Origin of the sequence: Streptomyces sp. NPDC050732 (assembly GCF_040654255.1) — a bacterium.
In the GTDB taxonomy this organism is placed as follows: domain Bacteria; phylum Actinomycetota; class Actinomycetes; order Streptomycetales; family Streptomycetaceae; genus Streptomyces.
The window spans coordinates 150016-170197 of sequence record NZ_JBFAHP010000002.1; the positions used below are offsets into that span (position 1 = coordinate 150016).

General features: G+C 69.7%; 14 protein-coding genes, 1 tRNA gene and 3 pseudogenes. 10 read left to right on the top strand and 8 right to left on the bottom strand.

Going from position 1 to position 20182, the window contains the following annotated elements:
- The first annotated feature begins 338 nt into the window (after positions 1-338).
- Positions 339-2621 (top strand): (Fe-S)-binding protein, encoded by a 2283-nt coding sequence (locus AB0H82_RS02690; RefSeq protein ID WP_362988016.1) that lies wholly within the window; start codon positions 339-341, stop codon positions 2619-2621.
- Positions 2622-2720: 99 nt separating this feature from the next.
- Here the strand turns inward: AB0H82_RS02690 and AB0H82_RS02695 are convergent, their stop codons facing one another.
- Genes AB0H82_RS02695 through AB0H82_RS02705 form a run of 3 tightly spaced genes read right to left on the bottom strand, consistent with a single transcriptional unit; the run spans position 2721 to position 5199 of the window.
- Complete coding sequence (locus AB0H82_RS02695) at positions 2721-3515, bottom strand: ABC transporter permease (RefSeq protein WP_362988019.1); 795 nt, start codon at positions 3513-3515, stop codon at positions 2721-2723.
- Positions 3512-4471, bottom strand: coding sequence for an ATP-binding cassette domain-containing protein (locus AB0H82_RS02700; protein WP_362988021.1), 960 nt, complete (start codon positions 4469-4471; stop codon positions 3512-3514). The genes AB0H82_RS02695 and AB0H82_RS02700 overlap by 4 nt, the downstream gene beginning before the upstream one ends.
- Positions 4472-4524: 53 nt before the next feature.
- Complete coding sequence (locus AB0H82_RS02705; RefSeq protein ID WP_362988023.1) at positions 4525-5199, bottom strand: DUF4097 family beta strand repeat-containing protein; 675 nt, start codon at positions 5197-5199, stop codon at positions 4525-4527.
- A gap of 236 nt (positions 5200-5435) precedes the next feature.
- Between AB0H82_RS02705 and AB0H82_RS02710 the strand changes: the two are divergent.
- From AB0H82_RS02710 to AB0H82_RS02740, 7 genes and pseudogenes are all read left to right on the top strand, one after another.
- A pseudogene (locus AB0H82_RS02710) lies at positions 5436-5633 on the top strand (helix-turn-helix domain-containing protein); the annotation flags it as partial.
- A gap of 141 nt (positions 5634-5774) precedes the next feature.
- Positions 5775-6188, top strand: a pseudogene (locus tag AB0H82_RS02715) (MarR family transcriptional regulator); the annotation flags it as partial.
- A 179-nt stretch (positions 6189-6367) separates the two neighbouring features.
- Positions 6368-7843 (top strand): FG-GAP-like repeat-containing protein, encoded by a 1476-nt coding sequence (locus tag AB0H82_RS02720; protein WP_362988025.1) that lies wholly within the window; start codon positions 6368-6370, stop codon positions 7841-7843.
- A 67-nt stretch (positions 7844-7910) separates the two neighbouring features.
- A complete protein-coding gene (locus AB0H82_RS02725; protein ID WP_362988027.1) occupies positions 7911-9398 on the top strand; it encodes an FG-GAP repeat protein in 1488 nt (495 codons plus the stop codon).
- Between the two features lie 291 nt (positions 9399-9689).
- Entirely contained in the window at positions 9690-11177 is a 1488-nt protein-coding gene (locus tag AB0H82_RS02730; protein WP_362988029.1) for an FG-GAP repeat protein, read from the top strand.
- A gap of 87 nt (positions 11178-11264) precedes the next feature.
- A complete protein-coding gene (locus tag AB0H82_RS02735) occupies positions 11265-12785 on the top strand; it encodes an FG-GAP-like repeat-containing protein (protein ID WP_362988031.1) in 1521 nt (506 codons plus the stop codon).
- A 132-nt stretch (positions 12786-12917) separates the two neighbouring features.
- Positions 12918-13925, top strand: a complete 1008-nt coding sequence (locus AB0H82_RS02740) for a Yip1 family protein (RefSeq protein WP_362988033.1) — start codon at positions 12918-12920, stop codon at positions 13923-13925.
- Positions 13926-14011: 86 nt separating this feature from the next.
- Here AB0H82_RS02740 and AB0H82_RS02745 read toward each other — a convergent pair whose 3' ends face one another.
- From AB0H82_RS02745 to AB0H82_RS02755, 3 genes are all read right to left on the bottom strand, one after another.
- Positions 14012-14509 carry a phosphoribosyltransferase gene (locus tag AB0H82_RS02745; protein ID WP_362988036.1) on the bottom strand — a complete coding sequence of 166 codons (498 nt, stop codon included), beginning with the start codon at positions 14507-14509 and terminating at the stop codon, positions 14012-14014.
- Positions 14510-14529: 20 nt separating this feature from the next.
- Positions 14530-15105: a dCTP deaminase gene (gene dcd / locus AB0H82_RS02750; RefSeq protein WP_030788950.1), complete on the bottom strand. Its 576-nt coding sequence runs from the start codon at positions 15103-15105 to the stop codon at positions 14530-14532.
- A gap of 163 nt (positions 15106-15268) precedes the next feature.
- Entirely contained in the window at positions 15269-15391 is a 123-nt protein-coding gene (locus AB0H82_RS02755; protein ID WP_362988324.1) for a hypothetical protein, read from the bottom strand.
- A gap of 339 nt (positions 15392-15730) precedes the next feature.
- On the opposite strand from AB0H82_RS02755, the gene AB0H82_RS02760 reads away from it, so the two are divergent.
- Positions 15731-15804 (top strand) — tRNA-Gly (locus AB0H82_RS02760).
- A gap of 50 nt (positions 15805-15854) precedes the next feature.
- Here AB0H82_RS02760 and AB0H82_RS02765 read toward each other — a convergent pair.
- A pseudogene (locus tag AB0H82_RS02765) lies at positions 15855-16248 on the bottom strand (tyrosine-type recombinase/integrase); the annotation flags it as partial.
- A gap of 275 nt (positions 16249-16523) precedes the next feature.
- Positions 16524-18755, bottom strand: a complete 2232-nt coding sequence (locus tag AB0H82_RS02770) for a TerD family protein (protein WP_362988303.1) — start codon at positions 18753-18755, stop codon at positions 16524-16526.
- A gap of 474 nt (positions 18756-19229) precedes the next feature.
- Between AB0H82_RS02770 and AB0H82_RS02775 the strand changes: the two genes are divergently transcribed.
- Complete coding sequence (locus AB0H82_RS02775) at positions 19230-19934, top strand: DUF4232 domain-containing protein (protein WP_362988039.1); 705 nt, start codon at positions 19230-19232, stop codon at positions 19932-19934.
- Positions 19935-20182 lie beyond the last annotated feature (248 nt).

Consider the following 20182-nt stretch of genomic DNA (forward strand, 5'->3'; position numbering starts at 1 on the left):
AGCATGCATGAGCGCTGCGCTGGCGTCAACAGAAGTGAGTCGAGGGGGCTCAACTCTTATCCGGCACTTACGCGCAGGTATGAGCCTTCCGGGGGCTGTGGGTTCCCTGCGGGCGCGTCGGGGCTGGTCGCGCAGTTCCCCGCGCCCCTAAAAGCCACAGAGCACCCGGCGACCAAAAGCCACAGAGCATCCGGCGACGCTCCTTGCTCAGGGTTGCCTGAGCGACGCAGATCACCGGGTCGCTGGCTACAGTGCGGCGGAGTAAGTGGGTAGTCTCAGACGGACTGCATAAGTTACCGCTTAGTAATAGTTCGCCTCGCAGGCCCGAGGAGCCCCCAATGCAACTCGCCGCGATCATCGTGTCGCTGGTCCTAATCGCGGTCGGCGTCGCGCTGTTCGGCCGTGCCATCGTGCAGATCTACAAGTTCGTACGGCTCGGTCAGCCCGTGCCCGCCGGACTCAGGACCGACAACCCGGTCCAGCGCACCCTCACCGTGGTCAAGGAGTTCCTCGGCCACACGCGCATGAACCGGTGGGGCATCGTCGGTTTCGCGCACTGGTTCGTGGCGGTGGGTTTCTTCTCGCTGCTGCTGACGATCGTCAACGCCTTCGGCCAGCTCTTCCAGGCCGACTGGATCCTGCCGATCATCGGTGACTGGGCGCCGTACAACGTCTTCGTCGAGTTCATCGGCACCATGACCGTGCTCGGCATCCTGACGCTGATCGTCATCCGGCAGCTGAACAAGCCCGGCAAGCCGGGCCGCAAGTCCCGCTTCGCGGGCTCGAAGACCGGCCAGGCGTACTTCGTCGAGTCCGTCATCCTCATCGTCGGCGTCTGCATCTTCACGCTGCACGCCCTTGAGGGGGCCCAGCACCACGTCGACAGCTACGAGGCGTCGTTCTTCATCTCGTACCCGGTGGTCCAGTGGTTCGCCGACATGGACCTCTCCACCCTGCAGAACCTCACGTACTTCTTCGCCGGGCTGAAGATCGCGACGTCCTTCATCTGGATGATCGTGGTCTCCCTGAACACCAACATGGGTGTCGCCTGGCACCGCTTCCTCGCCTTCCCGAACATCTGGTTCAAGCGCGAGGCGAACGGCGGTACGACCCTCGGCGAGCTGCAGCCCATGACGTCCGGCGGCAAGCCGATCGACTGGGAGGACCCGGCCGAGGACGCCGTCTTCGGTGTCTCCCAGGTCGAGCAGTTCAGCTGGAAGGGCATCCTCGACTTCTCCACCTGCACCGAGTGCGGCCGCTGCCAGTCGCAGTGCCCCGCCTGGAACACCGGCAAGCCGCTCTCCCCCAAGCTCCTCATCATGTCGCTGCGCGACCACGCGCACGCCAAGGCCCCGTACCTGCTCGCGGGCGGCGGCAAGACGATGGAGGGCGAGGAGAAGGCGACCGAGGAGCAGCTGAAGGACGTGCCCGCGGCCGCCCTCGCGGAGGCCGAGCGCCCCCTCATCGGCACGCACGAAGAGAACGGCGTCATCGACCCCGACGTCCTGTGGTCCTGCACCACCTGCGGCGCCTGCGTCGAGCAGTGCCCGGTCGACATCGAGCACATCGACCACATCGTCGACATGCGCCGCTACCAGGTGATGATCGAGTCCGCGTTCCCGTCCGAGGCGGGCACGATGCTCAAGAACCTGGAGAAGAAGGGCAACCCCTGGGGCCTCGCCAAGAAGCAGCGCCTGGAGTGGACGAAGGAAGTCGACTTCGAGGTGCCGGTCGTCGGCAAGGACGTCGAGGACCTCACCGAGGTCGAGTACCTGTACTGGGTCGGCTGCGCCGGCGCCCTGGAGGACCGCGCCAAGAAGACCACGAAGGCCTTCGCGGAGCTCCTCCACATCGCGGGCGTCAAGTTCGCCATCATGGGCGGCGACGAGAAGTGCACCGGCGACTCGGCGCGGCGCCTGGGCAACGAGCCGCTGTTCCAGCAGCTCGGCCAGGAGAACGTCATGACGCTGAACGCCGCGTTCGGCGAGGAGTTCGACGACGACGGCAAGGTGACCGACGAGTCGCGCAAGCCGAAGACGGCCAAGAAGATCGTCTCGACCTGCCCGCACTGCTTCAACACCATCGCCAACGAGTACCCGCAGCTCGGCGGTGACTACGAAGTCATTCACCACACGCAGCTGCTCCAGCACCTCATCGACGAGGGCAAGCTGATCCCGGTGACGCCGGTCGAGGGTCTGATCACGTACCACGACCCGTGCTACCTGGGCCGCCACAACAAGGTCTACACGCCCCCGCGCGAGATCATGTCGTCCGTCCCCGGGCTGCGTCAGCAGGAGATGCACCGCCACAAGGAGCGCGGCTTCTGCTGTGGCGCCGGTGGTGCGCGCATGTGGATGGAGGAGCGCATCGGCAAGCGCATCAACACGGAGCGGGTCGACGAGGCGCTGTCGCTCAACCCCGACATCGTCTCCACCGCCTGCCCGTTCTGCCTCGTCATGCTCACGGACTCCGTGAACGGCAAGAAGAACGACGGCCAGGCCAAGGAGTCCCTCCAGGTCGTGGACGTCGCGCAGCTCCTCCTCGACTCCGTGAAGACGCCGGTCGACCCGGCGGGCGACGCCGAGTCGGTGGACGAGCCGGAGCCCGAGCCGGTGAAGTAACGGGAGTACGACGTGGTGCAGGCCGGTTCCGCCTTCGGGCGGGACCGGCCTGTTCGCGTGGGCACTACTTCCTGCTGCACTACTTCACTTACTGCCGCACTACTTCGGGTCACGGTTGAACTTCGACGTCGACCAGAAGTAGCCGAGCACCGCGAGCCCCAGGCACCAGCCGGCGGCGAGCCATCCGTTGTGCCCGATCTCGCTGCCGAGCAGCAGCCCGCGCAGGGTCTCGATGGCGGGGGTGAACGGCTGGTACTCGGCGATCGGCTGAAACCAGCCGGGCATCGAGTCGACCGGGGTGAAGGCGCTGGAGAGGAGCGGCAGCAGGATCAGCGGCATCGCGTTGTTGCCGGCGGCCTCGGCGTTCGGGCTGACCAGCCCCATGCCGACCGCGATCCAGGTGAGCGCCGTCGCGAAGAGCACGATCAGCCCGAACGCGGCCAGCCACTCAAGTACGGACGCGTCGGTGGACCGGAAGCCGATGGCCACGCCGATGGCGCCGACGAGGACCACGCTCGCGATGGCCTGCAGCACGCTGCCGACGACGTGCCCGATGAGCACCGACGGGCGGTGGATCGCCATCGTGCGGAAGCGGGCGATGATGCCTTCGGTCATGTCGTTGCAGACGGAGACCGCGGTTCCGATCACGGTGCTGCCGATGGTCATCAGGAGCAGACCGGGGACGACGTACGCGATGTACGCGGAGCGGTCGGGCCCGCCCTGACCCAGGCCCGAGCTCATCGCGTCGCCGAATATGTAGACGAAGAGCAGCAACAGCATGACCGGGGTGAGCAGCAGGTTGAGGGTGAGGGAGGGGTAGCGGCGGGCGTGCAGGAGGTTGCGGCGCAGCATCGTGGACGAGTCGCGCAGGGCGAGGGAGAGGCTGCTGCTCATCGGGCGTTCTCCTTGGGCTGGTCGTGGGTGGCTGCCGGGCCGGTGAGGGCGAAGAAGACGTCGTCGAGGTCGGGGGTGTGGACGGTGAGGTGGTCGGCCTCGATGCCGGCGGTGTCGAGCTGGTCGAGGATGGCGCGCAGGGCGCGCTGGCTGCCGTCGCTGGGAATCTGCAGGGCGAGGGCCTCGTCGTCGCGGGCGGACTCGGTCAGGGCGGTGGCGGCGGCGCGGTAGGCGGCCGGGTCACTGAAGCGCAGCCGCACATGCCCGCCGGGGACGAGCCGCTTCAGTTCCTCCGCGCTGCCTTCGGCGGCGATGGCACCGTCGTTGAGGACGGCGATGCGGTCGGCGAGCTGGTCGGCTTCTTCCAGGTATTGGGTGGTGAGGAAGACGGTGACGCCGTCGGCGACGAGGCCGCGGATGATCTGCCACATGGTGTGGCGGGAGCGGGGGTCGAGGCCGGTGGTCGGTTCGTCGAGGAAGATGATGCGCGGGCTGCCGACGAGGGTCATGGCGATGTCGAGGCGGCGCTTCATGCCGCCGGAGTAGGTGGCGGCGGGCTTGTGGGCGACCTCCGCCAGGTCGAAGCGCTCCAGCAGGTCGGCGGCGACCTGACGCCCCTCCCGCTTCGTCAGATGGTGCAGATCGGCCATGAGGAGCATGTTCTCCTCGCCGGTGATGAGCCCGTCGACGGCGGAGAACTGGCCGGTGACGCCGATGGCGGCGCGTACGGCCTGCGGGTCGGCGGTGATGTCGTGTCCGGCGATCCGGGCCTGTCCGCCGTCGGCGGTGATGAGGGTGGACAAAATCTTGACGGCGGTGGTCTTGCCGGCGCCGTTCGGGCCGAGCAGGGCGAAGACGCTGCCGGCCGGGACGGCCAGGTCGATGCCGTCGAGGACGGTCTTGTCCCCGTACGCCTTGCGCAACCCGTACGCCGCGATGGCCAGGTCGTCCGTCATGGTGACTGCTCCTTAAGAGTCTGTGGGTGGCGCGTGGCGGTCAGAGGCTGCGGTCAGAGGCTGCGGGCGGCGATGTCGCCGTAGGAGGTGGTCGCGCGGATGGCCAGGCCGGCGTCGGGGCCCTCGGCGTTCATGAGCGCGTTGTGGATCCGGCCGTAGGTGGTGCCGGCGTCCAGGGAGGCGGAGACGCCGCGGGCGACGCCGACCGAGATGTCGCCGGCCTCGGTACGGAGGTCGACGGTGCCGCGTACGGCTTCGGCGACGCGGATGGTGCCCTTCTGGACGTCGACCTTCGCGGGCCCGGTGAGACGGCCGACCGAGACGTCCCCGGCCATCAGGGAGAGGACGGCGTCCGCGGCCTCGTCGAGCTTGACCGAGCCCTGTGCGGCCTCGAAGGCGACGTCGCCGAGCCGTCCGACGCCGCGCAGCTCACCGGCGGCCGCCTTGGCCTCGACGGCGGACCCGGCGGGCAGCTGGACGGTGATCTCGACCGATCCGGAGCCGTTGCCGAGGAGGCGGTTCTTCGGCTCGGCGGCCTCGATCCGCAGGACGCCGTCGCCGAACCCGACCGCGATCCGCTCCGCGGCCTTGACGTCCTTGCCGTTCGAGGCGTCGGCGGGCCGGACCTCGACGGCGGTGTCGACGCGGTCGGCGGCGATGAGCTGGATGCGGCCGGCGGGGATGTCGAGGACGGCGGAGATGGGGGCGGGGGTGGCGAACTTCTGCATGGTGTGCTCCTGGTTCGTCTGTTGGGACTGGGTGTTTCCGACGAGGGAAAAGCTACGTTGCGTTCACGAACTCGGCAACAGCTTCGTTGCACGCAACCGTAAAGTACGCAGCTCACAGCCCCTATTTCATTGCAACGGCTGTAAATTCAATGCAACGAGAACGCGATGCCTCGTTGCAATGGGTTGAGATTGAACGCTAAGCTGGTGCCACCAGAGACGACCGCGAGGAGACCGCGATGCCGGGAGGCAGACTCACCCAGCAGGAACGCCGGCAGATCGCGTCGGGGCTGGCCGACGAGCTCGCCTACGCGGAGATCGCCAGGCGCCTCGACCGCCCCACCTCGACGATCACGCGTGAGGTCATGCGCAATGGCGGTCCCACCGCCTACCGCGCCGACCTGGCGCACCGCGCCACCGAACACCGGGCTCACCGGCGCAGGCAGTCCGCGCCCCGGAGTTCACAGGCCTCTTCGTCCTCTTCGCGGGGCTCTTCGCAGGCCGGCGGACGCGACGACGAGGCGGTGCGCGAGTACGAGGAGTTGCTCGCCACCGTCTTCATGCAGTCGGGCCTGCCGAAGATGACCGCCCGGGTGCTGGTCGCCGTCTCCGTCAGCGACACGGGCAGCCTCACCGCGTCCGAACTCGTCCAGCACCTTCAGGTCAGCGCGGCGTCGATCTCCAAGGCGGTCGCGTTCCTCGACAGCCAGGGCCTGATCCGCCGGGAGCGCGATGACCGCCGCCGCGAGCGTTACGTCGTCGACAACGACGTCTGGTACCAGTCGATGATCGCCAGCGCCCGCGCCCACACCCAGCTCGTCGAGACGGCGCGGCAGGGTGTCACCGTCCTCGGCCCCGACACCCCGGCCGGCGCCCGCCTCGAAAACGTCGCCCGTTTCGTGGACTTCGTCTCCGAGAGCATCGTCCGGGCGGCGGAGCAGGCGCGGGAGATTCTCTATACGAAGCCGGATGCTGGAGGCTCCCGGGGCTGAGCGGGGAGACGTTGGTGGGCCTGCGCCTTTGACGGTGACCGGGGCCGCCCCAACCCCCGCGTTCACTCCCCAGCCACCCCACCACCCCCCTCGCACAACCCTTCGTACGCCTCACGAGTCACACACCCGCAAGCAATACCCAAAGGTTCCCAATGGTTCCAGAGGTCCGGGAGACTCACGTGCGTGCAAGAAGCCTGGCCGTCACCGCTACCGTCACCGCCCTCGCGGCCGCAGGGCTGACGCTGCCCGGGGCCGGGGCGGCGAGTGCTGCCTCCACCGCCTTGCAGGCCACTCCGAAGGACGACTTCAACGGGGACGGTTACCGCGACCTCGTGGTCGGGTCGCCCGATTCCAACTCCGTGACCGTCACCTTCGGTTCGGCGCGCGGCGTCGGTGAGAACCGCGCCGTCACCGTCACCCAGAACACCTCCGGAGTACCCGGTGTCACGGAGCCCGGCGACGAGTTCGGCGAGAACGTGACCAGCGGGGATGTGAACGGGGACGGCTTCGCCGATCTGATCGTCGGCGCGCCCGGCGAGAAGGTGACGGACAAGCCGTCCGGCTCCGTCTCCATCATCTGGGGCGGCAAGAACCCGTTCACGTCCGGCGGCCGCGCCCTGAACTCCCCGGCGGACACGACAGACACGGCGGACACGGCGGGCCGGTTCGGCGAGGCCGCCGTGTGGACCGATCTCGACTATGACGGCTCGCCCCAGCTCGCCGTGGTCAGCAGCGACAACTGGTACTACTACTCCGGCGCCGGCGAGGACGGCCGCGTACACGGCCTGGAAGTCGACTTCCTGCCCGAGGGCGTCCGCCTCGACGGCATGATCGCGGGCAACTTCAAGTACAAGGACGGCGTCGGCTTCGTCCTGTACGGCGAGCGCGCGGACGGCGGCGTCTACACCGCCCACATGAACGGCGGTGTCGGCGACTACGGCTACCGGGCCGAGGTCATCGGCGCGGACGCCCCCTCGACCGCGACGCGCGACGCGGCCACCGCCGGTGACATCGACGGCGACGGTTACGACGACCTGATCACCGGGAACGGGCGCGACTCGGCGGGCGGCAAGGGTGGTTCGGTCACCGTGCGGCTCGGCGGCGACGGGAAGTTCGGCGCGCCGGTGACGTACAACCAGGACAGCGCCGGCATCCCCGGTACGGACGAGTCCGGCGACAACTTCGGCGGTTCCGTCTCCGCGGGCGACGTGACCGGCGACGGCCTCGCGGACCTAGCGGTGGGCGCCCCCGGCGAGGCGGTCGGCAAGACGGTCGGCGAGGCAATCGGCAAGGCGGTCGGCGGGGCGGCCGACACAGTCACCGGTACCGGCAGCGTGACCCTCCTCAAGTCCACCGCCGGAAAGTTCACCTCGGGCAAGGCCTGGCACCAGGAGACCCCCGGCGTACCCGGCGTCGCCGAGACCGGCGATCACTTCGGCACCTCCGTCCGGCTCAAGGACATCAACAAGAACGGCAGGGCCGACCTGGCCACCGGCGCGACCGGCGAGGACATCGGCACGACGCGGGACGTCGGCGCCGTATGGGTCCTGCGCGGCACGTCGACGGGGCTCACCTCGTCCCAGGCGGCCTCCTTCAACGGCACCGACTTCGGGACCGGCGGCACCGGGGCCGGCTTCGGCCGCACCGTGCGCTGACCCGCCCCCCCTGCCGGGCCGCCCTCCGGGCTCCCGCCCGGCCTCCACTCATGCACACCCTCAACCAGTGAGAGACCTCTCCATGTCCTCGTACATACGAAAGACCGCGCGCAAGAACACGCGCAACAAGCTCCTCGCGGCAGGCGCCCTCTGCGCCGCCACCGCCCTCGGCGTCACCGGCCTGACCGCGGGCAGCGCCGCCGCGGCCCCCGCCCCCTCGAAGATCCGCGCCGACTACAACGGCGACGGCTATGTGGACCTCGCCGTCGGCGTGCCGAGCGCGACGGTCGGCGGGCAGGCCAAGGCCGGATACGTCAACGTCGTCTGGGGCGGCGCGTCCGGCCTCGGCAAGCACGGCTCGGCCACCGTCAGCCAGGCCACGACCGGCGTGCCCGGCACCGCCGAGGCGGGCGACAAGTTCGGCTACGCCGTCGACTCGAACGACATGAACGGCGACGGCTACAGCGACCTGGTCGTCGGCGCCCCCGGCGAGGCGACCACCGCCGGCTCGGCCGCCGGCACCGTCGCGGTCGTCTGGGGCTCCGCGACCGGCTTCAAGGGCGGCTTCACCGCCGCCAACGGCGGCATCGACAGCGCCCGCTACGGCTCGCTGCTCACCACCGGCGACTTCGACAAGGACGGCGACAAGGACATCGCCTTCAACTCGCACTTCGACGAGTCCGACGCCGTCGTGACGCGGCCCGGCCCCTTCACCACGGGCTCGCCCTCCGAGGTCTCCCGGGTCACGGGCTGGCACTTCGCGGGCCCGTCCGCCCTCGCCGCCGGTGACTTCGACGGCGACGGCGGCGACGACCTCGCCATCTCGTACCACGGCATGGAGGTCAGCGGCACGACCGTGCAGAGCCGCGCCACGGGCGAGTGGAAGGAGACCTGGCACACGGCCGACAGCTCCGACACCGCGCTCGCCACCGGCGACTTCGACGGGGACGGCACCGCGGACCTCGCCGTCGGCAACATGCGGCCGAACCCCGAGGCCGAGGGCACCTACTGCGAGGACATCCTCGGCGGGTCCATCGCCGTCATCTACGGCAAGCAGGGCGGCAAGCTCGGCGACGGCGGCTCCTCCTGCACCTCCCAGAACAGCCCGCAGGTCGGCGGCACCGCCGAGACCGGCGACAACTTCGGCGCGCGGCTCGCCGTCGGCAACCTCGACCGGGACGGCATCGACGAGCTGATCGTCGGCGCCGACGCCGAGGCCGTCGGCACCGCCAAGAACGCGGGTACGTACTGGGTCCTCGCCTCGTCCGGCACCGGCGGCGACCTCGCGGGCCCGGCCTTCAGCCAGAACACCGCGGGCGTGGCGGGCACGGCGGAGGCCGACGACCGCTTCGGCGCGGCCGTCGCGACCGGCGACTACAACGGCGACTCCTACCCGGACGTCGCGGTCGGCGCGCCCGGCGAGGACGGGCAGAAGGGCGGCGTCTGGTACGCCGCGACCCCCAAGGACGGCCCGAAGCCGGCGATCACCTCGGTGACGCCGGGCAAGCTGGGGCTCACGGGTGCGCGGGAGTACGGGATGGTCCTGGGGCGGTAACTCGGGCGCCGTCACGGTTCTCGCACCGTCCGATCACCGGCTCCGCCGAGTTCGTCCTCAAGCGCCGGACGGGCTGATTCGCCCGCCCCCAGCCCGTCCGGCGAAACCCACCCGAACCCCCTCCGACCTCCCCAACTCCCGTCCGCCGTACAACCCTTGCACCCCACCGCGGGTCTTCTCTTAGCCGATCACGGCGTGAAGCCAGGGCCAACGCCCGGTGAACACGCCCGCCCCGGCCCCCATCGACCGCCGATGCCCGCCAGGCATCCCCGCATGCCGCAGGAGACCCGCATGGCCAAGCACAAGCGCACCTCCACCACCGCCCGTTCCAGACGCACGCGTCTCGCCGCGGCGACGGCCACCGCGGCCGCGCTGACGGGCGGACTGCTCGCCGTCACGGCCACCACCGCGTCCGCCGCACCCGCGGACCCGCTGCCCTCGCACGAGGCCGACTTCAACGGTGACGGCGTCGCGGACCTCGCCACCTCCGCGCCCGGCGCCAACGTCGGCGGGAAGGACGGCGCGGGCCAGGTCACCGTCACGTACGGCGGCTCCACGCTGCGCCACAAGACCTTCAGCCAGAACAGCGCGGGCGTCCCCGGCTCCGCCGAGACGGGCGACACCTTCGGCTACGACACCGCGTACGGCGACTTCGACCGCGACGGCTACGACGACCTCGCGGTCGGCGCGCCCGGCGAGGACGTCGGCAGCGACAAGGACGGCGGCACCGCGCAGATCCTGTGGGGCTCCCCGAACGGCCTCTCCGGCGGTACGACGGTGAAGGACCCCCGCACGGGCGGCCACGACTACTTCGGCGGGCCCATCGAGGCCGGTGACTTCGACGGCGACGGCAAGGACGACCTCGCCATCGGCGCCCGGTCCGGCGCGGCCACCATCGACGTACTCAACGGCAAGATCTCCCGCAGCAGCGGCACCGGCACCAGCCGCTACACGGTCAAGCCCGCCATCCAGAGCGGCGAGGGCGCGGGGCCCTTCAACCTGCACTCCGGCGACGTGAACGGCGACGACAGGGAAGACCTCATCGTCGACGGCTACTCCACCGGCGACGGCTACAACGCCAACCTGTGGGTGCCCGGCACCGCCGACGGCCTCAAGACCACCAACCAGCAGCGGCTGCCCGGCGGCATCATCACCGACGTCGGCGACACGGACGGCGACGGCTACGGCGACATCGTCATCGGCCTGGAGTGGGACGACGAGATCGCCGGCTCGCACAAGGGCGGCTCGGTGTACGTGGTGCACGGCGCGGCCAACGGCCCGTACGGCGACACGCAGATCTTCACCCAGGACAGCGCGGGCGTGCCGGGCACGGGCGAGAAGGGCGACGTCTTCGGCGCCGAACTCGACCTCGGCGACATCAACGGCGACGGCCACCTCGACCTGGTCGTGGGAGCGGCGGGCGAGGACCTCGACGGCGTCACGGACGCGGGCTCGGTCACCGTCATCTACGGGAAGGCGGACGGCTCGGGCCTCTCCACGGACGGCGCGGTCTTCCTCGACCAGAACACGCCGGGCGTCCCCAACTCCAACGAGAAGAACGACTACTTCGGCGCGGACATCCACGTCGACGACCTGAACGGCGACGGACGGGGCGACGTCACGGTCGGCGCGTACGGCGAAAACGGGGCGAACGGCGCGTTCTACCCGCTGACCAGCAAGAGCGACGGCTCCCTCACCGGCTCGGCCGGCGTCTACACGTCGACGGTGGGCATCTCGGGGTCGGGCACGCCGCGCCTCGGCGTGAACTTCGCCGACTGACGCCACATCCTTCGCCGGGTCCGCACCCCCCGATGCGGGCCCGGCCCCACCCCACCCCCCGCCCTCGATCCAAGAGTTGGAGCCCCCGTGCGCACAAGCACAAGCACAAGCACAAACACCCGTACCCGCCCCCGTTCCCTCGCCCTCGCCGCGGCCACCGCCCTCGCCGCCACCGGCCTCGCCCTCCCCCTCACGACAGCCGCGCACGCCGCGTCCCCCGCCGCGTCCCCTGCCGCACCCGCCGACCCCAACCCCCTCACCAGCGACTTCGACGGCGACGGATACGCCGACCTCGCCGTCGGCGTGCCCAGCGGCACCGTCGACGGCAAGGCGAAGGCCGGCTACGTGAGCGTCGTCTTCGGCGGCAAGGAAGGACCCGGCACGAACGGCGTACGACGCATCACGCAGGCCACCGTCGAGGTGCCCGGCACCCCGGAGGCCGGTGACCGCTTCGGCGGCGCGGTCACCACCGCGTACATAGACGACGACAAGTACGCCGACCTCGTCATCGGCGCCCCGGGCGAGGACATCGACGCCAAGACGGACGCGGGCTCGGTCACCGTCCTGTACGGCACCGGCGACGGCTTCGCCGTGGCCAACACGGCCGCCCGCGGCGACAAGACGGGCGCCGCGTACGGAAACGCCCTGACCGCCGCGGACTTCACCGGCGACACGGACGTCGACCTGGCGATCGGCGGCAAGGACCAGGTCGTCTACAACGCCCACCCCCTCACCGACCGCACCCAGCCCCTCATGGCCAGGCCCATGGGCGGCCGCGCCCCCGTCATGACGACCGGCGACTACAACTCCGACGGCCGCCCCGAACTGGCCGTCGCGTACTACACGCAGAACCAGCCCAACACCCAGTCCCACGTCCAGCTGTACGACTACACCAAGGACGAGTACCGGTTCCTCCTGACGTGGAGCAGCGACAACAGCGCCGCCAATGCCCTCGCCACCGGTGACTTCAACGGCGACGGCCACGACGACCTCGCCCTCGGCAACTGCCGTGAGATCGCCGACGAGAACATCGACGACCCGTGCGGCCCCGAGGAGATCGCCAAGGGCGGCGGCATCCACATCCACTACGGGGACGGCAGCGGCCTCGTCTGGCAGGGCCAGACCCTCAACCAGGACACCCCGGGCGTCCCGGGCGTCGCCGAAACGGGTGACGACTTCGGCAACGCCCTCGTCGCCGCGGACCTCGACGGCGACGGCAAGGACGACCTGATCGCGGGCGCCCCCGGCGAGGCCATCGGCAGCGCCGCCCGCGCGGGCAGCGTCACCGTCCTGAAGGGCGGCGCGAAGGGCATCCTGAACGCGGACGGCGCGGCGGTGGGCGCGGTCGCGTACCAGCAGAACACCCCCGGCATCCCGGGCACGGCCGAGAAGGGCGACACCTTCGGCACCAACCTGGTGGCCGCCGACCACAACGGCGACGGCCGCCCCGACGTGTCCGTGGCGGCCCCCGGCGAGAACGCCTCCGCGGGCGGCGTCTGGGAGCTGCCCGGCGGCGGCGCCACGGGCAGCAGGGCCATCACGCCCAACTCCATCGGGCTGCCCGCGTCTTCGCACCCGTACGCGTACGGAGCGGTGCTCGGCCGCTGACACCGGACACCGACACTGGCCCGGTGGCCACCCTCTCAGGGAACCCCTAAGGGTTGTCACAGGTCGGCCGCAAAGCCCGTCTCCTCCCGGGGAGGGACGACCCGGCCCCCGAAGACCAGGTACGTTCGATTCGTGGCTGGATTCAGGATCGGACGCGGCCGGGACAACCGCGCCGCGCGACCGCAACAACAACCGCGGCAGCAGCCGTACGGACAGCAGGCCCCCCAGGGCGGCCAACAGCCGTACGGCTACCCACCCGCGCCGTCGACCCCGCAGCGCCCGCAGCCCCCGCAGCAGCAGTACGGCGGGGCCGGGGGCGGCAGGCCGTACGCCGGTGGCGGTGGCGGGGGCGGCCAGCAGTGGCCCCAGGCCGGGGCCGGCAGCGGCAACCACGGCGAGCCGGAGTACTTCGGCGGCCCCGACGCCCACGGCCACGGCCACGGGTACGGACACGGCCCCCAGGGCAGTGGGGCCGGCGGCGGCTACGACCCGTACGCGGCCAACAACCCCGGCCACACCCAGGCCTTCTCCATCGGCGAGGACCCCTACACCCAGGGCGACACCTACCGCGCCGGCCAGGCGCCCGCCGCGCCCATCGGCCCCCGCCTGCACTGGAAGGAGCTGCTGCGCGGCATCGTGCTGCGCCCCGGCCCCACTTTCCTCCACATGCGGGACTACGCGATGTGGGGCCCCGCCCTCATCGTCACGTTCCTCTACGGCCTGCTCGCGCTCTTCGGCTTCGACGACGCCCGCGACGACGCGATCAACGCCACGCTGTCGTCCGCGGTGCCCTTCGTCCTCACCACCGGCATCGCGATCACCATCAGCGCCTTCATCCTGGGCGTGGTCACCCACACCCTCGCCCGCCAGCTAGGCGGCGACGGCGCCTGGCAGCCGACGGTCGGCCTCTCCATGCTGATCATGTCGCTGACGGACGCGCCGCGCGTGATCGTGGCGATGTTCCTCGGCGGCGGCCAGCCCTTCGTCCAGCTGCTCGGCTGGGCGACATGGCTCGCGGCGGGCGCGCTGCTCACGACGATGGTCGGCAAGTCCCACGACCTGCCGTGGCCGAAGGCACTGGGCGCGTCCACGATCCAGCTGCTGGCGATCCTGTCGATCATCAAGCTGGGCACGTTCTAGTACGTAGGTGACGCACGTACGCGAGAAGGGCCCGGGGACGACGAGTCCCCGGGCCCTCCTCACTCACGTCGGGCGTGTCAGGCGTGTCAGGCGTCAAGAACCTGCCCGGCCCGCCGCACGACGGGCGGTTCGACGCTCCAAGGGAAGTTGATCCACTCGTCGGTCCGCTTCCACACGTACTCGCACTTCACGAGGGAGTGCGACTTCTCATAGATGACGGCGGACCGCACCTCGGCGACGTGGTCGAGGCAGAAGTCGTGGACGAGCTTCAGCGTCTTCCCGGTGTCGGCGACGTCGTCGGCGATCAGCACCTTCTTGTCGGTGAAGTCGATGGCGTTGGGCACGGGCGCGAGCATGACGGGCATTTCGAGGGTCGTCCCGACCCCCGTGTAGAACTCCACGTTCACGAGGTGGATGTTCTTGCAGTCGAGGGCGTACGCGAGCCCGCCCGCGACGAAGACGCCACCGCGGGCGATGGAGATGATGATGTCGGGCTGGTACCCGTCGTCGGCGATGGTCTGCGCGAGCTCCCGCACAGCGCCGCCGAACTTGTCGTACGTAAGGTTCTCGCGCACGTCACTCATACCGCTGCTCATACCGCTGCTCACACCTGGGTCCGATGGAAATTGAGGAAGGAACGGGAGGCGGTGGGCCCGCGCTGCCCCTGGTAACGCGACCCGTACCGCGCCGAGCCGTAGGGCTCCTCGGCGGACGAGGTCAGCCGGAAAAGACACAGCTGCCCGATCTTCATCCCCGGCCAGAGCTTGATCGGCAAGGTCGCCAGATTCGACAGCTCCAGGGTCACGTGCCCGCTGAACCCCGGGTCGATGAACCCGGCGGTGGAGTGCGTGACGAGCCCGAGCCGCCCGAGGCTGGACTTCCCTTCGAGCCGGCTCGCGAGATCGTCGGGCAGGCTGACGACCTCGTACGTCGACGCGAGCACGAACTCACCCGGGTGCAGGATGAACGGCTCGTCACCCTCGGGCTCCACGAGCCGCGTCAGGTCGGCCTGCTCGACGGAGGGGTCGATGTGGGGGTAGCGGTGATTCTCGAACACCCGGAAGTAGCGGTCCAGCCGCACATCGATGCTCGAGGGCTGCACCATGGATTCGTCGTACGGGTCGATCCGTACCCGTCCGGAGTCGATCTCGGCCCGGATGTCCTTGTCTGAGAGAAGCACGCACCGAGGATACGCAGAGCGCGCGGGCCCACCCCAATCGGACAGGACCCGCGCGCTCCGTGACTCCGCTGGCAGCACCGCGACCGCTGGCTCACGACGACGAGCTCGCTACGACTAGCCCACCACCGCAGCCGCTCCCCGCTACCGCTACCCGCTCCCCGCTCTACTGCTTCTGCAGGGTCACCGGCACGGCGTGCCGGAGCCGGGCACAGCGCGGGCACCGGATGAGCCGGCCGGGACCGAGCCGGTCCGCCTGCTGCATCGGGAACGAAGCGGTGCTGAACACGTGCCCTTCGGCACATCGGACGACGGTGCGCTCCATCAAGTCTTCGAGTCCCTTCCCCAGTCGTAGGTGAGCTCGTACGTACCCGTACTCACTCGTCTCTCGCTCGCCTCCGAGCCGACGACGAACGCCCACATTACGGTATGAAAGGGACGGCCCTCCAGGCGGCGCGACCACATTCCACGGTACGCCCCAACTCCCTCCCGCCGCACGGCGCATCCCCCTCCCACACACCACTCGGACCCCACGGCGAGAGCGCCGGGGGCCCGGGATGAGGTACAGTGTGCGACGGTACGACACGGCTTCGAAGCAGCTGCAGAACGCTTCGGGACGGTGTCTTTCGCGGGTGTAGTTTAGTGGTAGAACATCAGCTTCCCAAGCTGAGAGTGCGAGTTCGATTCTCGTCACCCGCTCCATAGATAAGGCCCAGGTCAACGACCCGGGCCTTTTTGCTGTCCGCCTTCTCTCACTCGTCGCGTGCCACATCCGTGCCAGATGCTTGATCATCCGGTCTTCCGTGCCACAGCCCGGCGGGCCTTCCGAACACTCCGATCGAGCATCCCCGCGACCTCCTGCTGACGCTCCTCCTCGGAGTGCTGGTAGATCATCGCCGCCTTCTCGGACGACTGGCCGGCGCGGACCATCGTGTCCTTCAGGGTCGCGCCGGATCGGGTCGACAGGGTGTGCCCGGTGTGGCGGAGATCGTAGAACCGGAAGTTGTCAGGCAGACCGGCGACCGTGCGCGCCCTGCGCCAATACTTGCCGAAGGTGCTCCGACGGAAGGGCGCTCCTCGCTCGCCGACGAAGACGAGGCCGTTCGGTCCTTCCTCAGCGAACGACTCCATGTGCCAGCGGACCTCACGCTCCTTATGTCGTTGCGGGTTCCTCCGCCTCATCAAGCACCCGGCTGCGTCGACGCCCGCCCACTGCGGACAAGCCCGGAGGCATGAGAGTGAAATCCCGAGCATCCAACCCGTGGGCACAGACGATGCCTCCGGCGGGGGATCGGCCGGCACCGGGTGGGAGAGGGAGGGGGGCGCCGGCGACCGCGGGCACATCGTGGCGAGCGTTGAGGGCTGCACGCCATGGGCCCAGGACGTGGCGCGCGGCCTGGGCCCTTGAGTGTGGAGCTTGATCATTCCGTCAGTGCCAGGTCGGCTCCGGCAGGGGGTGGGGTGGGGGTCGGCTGGTCGAGGGACGGGGGGTTCGGAGCCAGGGTGTTGGTCGTTTTGGGTGGGCGTTCGCCGTTCGGGGGGCGGCGGGCTGGCGGGCGGTCCAGGCTGGCGGCCACCGTGGCGTAGAAGCGGTGTACGGCGTCGTCGACGCTGCGGATGAAGCCGGACTCGGCGTTGCCGCGGCCGCTGCCCATGCCCTTGAAGAGGGAGAGGCGGAAGCCGGTGATCTGGGCGCCGTTCTTGGGGAGCAAGTCCGCCGGCTCCGGGCGCAGCCGCTCCAACGTGCCCCGGGGCCCGCCTGACTCACCCTCCACGAGCGTCTCGATGTGCAGGTCGGCCGGTGCTTCGGCGAGGCGGCGGACCAGGCGCTTCACCCAGGTCAGGGGGTAGCCCTGGTCGGGTGCGGGGATCTCGACGGATGTGCGGAGCTTGCCGGTGCGCAGGTCCGCTGCGATCACGAGGATGCCGGGGGCTCCCTCGACGCGTAGCTCCGCCTGCAGCTTTCCGTCGAGGCAGAGCTGCTCCGCCAGGGCGGCCCGGCGGGCTTCGGGTTCGACTCCGCGCTTGGCTCGTTGGACCGGCAACACCTTCTGGCCGAGTTCGCCACCGAGCCTGAGGCAGACCTGCCGGATGAGCCGTTCCCAGCTCTCCACCACCTCAAGGGCGCGCATGTCCCCTTGGCACAGGGTTTCGTCGTCGATGCCGTTGCGTACGGGGACCCAGGCCGATCCCATGTTCTGGAACCCGTGGCAGCCGGAATTCTCGTGCTGGACGTAGTGCAGCAGTTCCTGGAGCAGCCAGGCGTGCGCCATGTTGCCCACGCCCTCGTGGCGGATCAACATCTGTGCTTGGTACGCCACTTCGGCCCAGGAAAGGTGCCACAGGGCCACCTTGTGTTTGCGTCGGCGGTCGATTCTGACGTCGACCAGGGGGCTTCCCTCCAGGGCAACGTCGTTCGAGAGGGTGATCACCGCCTCGTAACCGCGGCGCGCGGCGATGTCCATGTAGGCCTGGACTTGCTCGGCCTTGAGGGAGTTGCCGTTCGTCTTGGTTTCGACGAGAGCGGTCCATAGTTTGCCCGCCCGTTCGACACGGATCACACCATCAGGGCGTCTGGGGGTGTCTCCGTGCGGCAGGGAAACTTCCGTGAACGTCTCCATCCGGCCCGCGGGCGCGCCGAATGCGGCAGTGAGTCTCCTTCCGAACTCGGGGATCTGTGCCATCACCGACAAGAGCACGGAGGTGGCCCGCGTTTCGCGGTCCCGGTCGCTCTTGAGCGCGGAGACCGGGAAGAGCCTGGCTCCCTTCCAGGTCTCGTTCTCCGCCAAGGATTTCTTGACCACCTTCGGCAAGGTGACCTTCTTCTTGGCTGTGCGGAGGCGTGTCGGGGTCTTTTTCGGATCCGTATCGGGTGCGGGCTGCCGGAGAGCCGGGGCTGTGTCGTTAGCCGGGGCTGCGTCGTGGGCCGGGGCTGCGTCGTGCGGTGTCTGTGGCGTCTGGAGTGCATGTGGTTCCTGCGGTGCCCGTGGAGCAGGCATTTCGACCGAGAGCACGACCGGAGATGTGTCGTCCGTGTGCTCCTCGCCGCCCACGCCGTCCAGTACCTGCGCGGTGGCCGCGTCATCGAGTGCCTGCTCGGTGGCCGCGTCGTCCTCGATGTCCACACCGAAGTCGGTGGCCAGGCCCGCCAGGCCCGCCTCGTATCCCTGTCCGACGGCCCGGAGTTTCCACTCTCCGCCACGGCGGTAGAGCTCGCCGAAGATGAACGCGCTCACCGGCCCGGTGTCGTCGACGGCGAACCGGAGCAGATCCTCACCGGAACTGTCGGCCAACGTGAGCCGCAGATCGTCCAGTTCGCCGAAATGGGCTCCGTCGTATCTGCTCGCCGCGATCACGATCCGGTCGATGTCTTCCGGAACCGCGGACAGGTCGAAACTGATGCGGTCCTTGTCACCGCTCCCGGTGGGCGTCTTTCCCAGGAGTTGCACACTCCCGTCAGTGGCGACCGGGTTGTTGTAGAAGTAGAAGTCGGCGTCGCTGCGCACTTTTCCGCCGGCGTCCAGCAGAAGGACGGATACGTCCGCGTCCCCTTCACCCGTCGGGCTCGTCCAGTCCAGACTGACGATCACGGCATCGGCGTTCTCGCTCAAGGTCGCCAGGCCGACGTTGGCACCCTTGGTTAATTCGTACATGAGACCCCCACCCCAGTAGTGCGCGGCAGGCACGCGTCACCCCCAGACCACGCGCCGGCCGTTCTTGTGTGATGCACGGCACACTCGCCGTACAGGCACATTAGTGCTCGGCGCTTCATGGCGGCGGTCAGTCGAGACATATTTTCCGTGTCCCCGTCCCAGGCGTCCGGGCGGGCAACTCGAGAGCACTGGCGTCCCGCATCAGTCCGATTCGGGGCTTCGGAACTTCGGGGCTTCGGGGCTTCGGGGCGTGACTGCATCCGCCTCCTTTGGTTTCCGTTCTTCGGCCTCCGCCGGCCGATTGAGCGTTGGGGTGGTCGGGGCTGCCGGGTGCGGCAGTGGGGCGTCAGCGGGGCGGCAGTGGGGCGTTAGTGGGGGCGGGCAGGGTTGGGGGTGTCAGCAGGTCAGGCGCTGGTTGTCACAGACCGGGCAGCTGTCGCGCCAGCACTCACGCACCATCACGGGGGACATCCCATGCGTACGTTCCGTAGCCGCACCACCCTCCTCGCCGCCACCGGCGCGGCCGTCTTCGCCCTCTCCCTCACCGGCTGTGGCGGGGGCGACTCCGACACGAAGTCCGCCGGGTCGACGGGGAGCGAGAGGACCGTCTCCGTCGGCGGGGCCAAGGCGGACCGCTCCACGGCGGACGGCTCCACGGCGGACGGCTCCACGGCGGACGGTTCTTCGGGGCAGGCCGCTAAGGGTGGGGCCGGTGCCAAGGCCACCGTCGCGGCCGGTGGTTCCGGGGCCGCCGCTGCCGCCCCCGCCTGCACCACCAAGGACGTCAGCATCAGCGCCGCCCGCCACGGTGGCCCGCCCTACACCCACATCGTGCTGACCGCGAAGAACACCTCGGGCCACAGCTGCGAGATGACCGGCTTCCCGGAGATCCAGTTCCTGGAGAGCCACAAGCAGAACGTGCCCGCCGTCGCCAAGAGCAAGCCCACCTCCCCCGTCGTCCTGAAGGCCGGCGCCCCCGCGTACGCGCTGGTCAAGGTGTCGGACGGTGGCGTCGACGAGAAGAACGAGCCCGTCTCCGGCTTCTCCGTGACGCTGCAGGGCGGTGGCGGCATGGCCGCCGTCACGGCGCCGGGCAGCGGTGGCATCGCCGTCGACCCGGCGAAGGCGCTGACCGGCTTCTGGACGTACGAGCTGCGCAACGGGGCCGACGACTTCTGAGGGAGTCGGCGGCCGGGCTCCGGTGCGGGCCCCCGGAGTTCGGCCCCTCGTTCGGTCTACGATCTCCCGGCGAGGCGGGCGAGGATCGTCGCCTCTTCGGTGCCTTCCCCCGCACCGAAGAGGTGGCCAGCAGGTCGCAGGTCTGTCTCGCCGGGTGTTTTTTAGTCGGCTGAGCCGGATGGGCCGGATGGGCCGGATGGGCCGGATGGGTCCGGTACTGCTGAGACCGGTACTGCCGGGACCGGTAC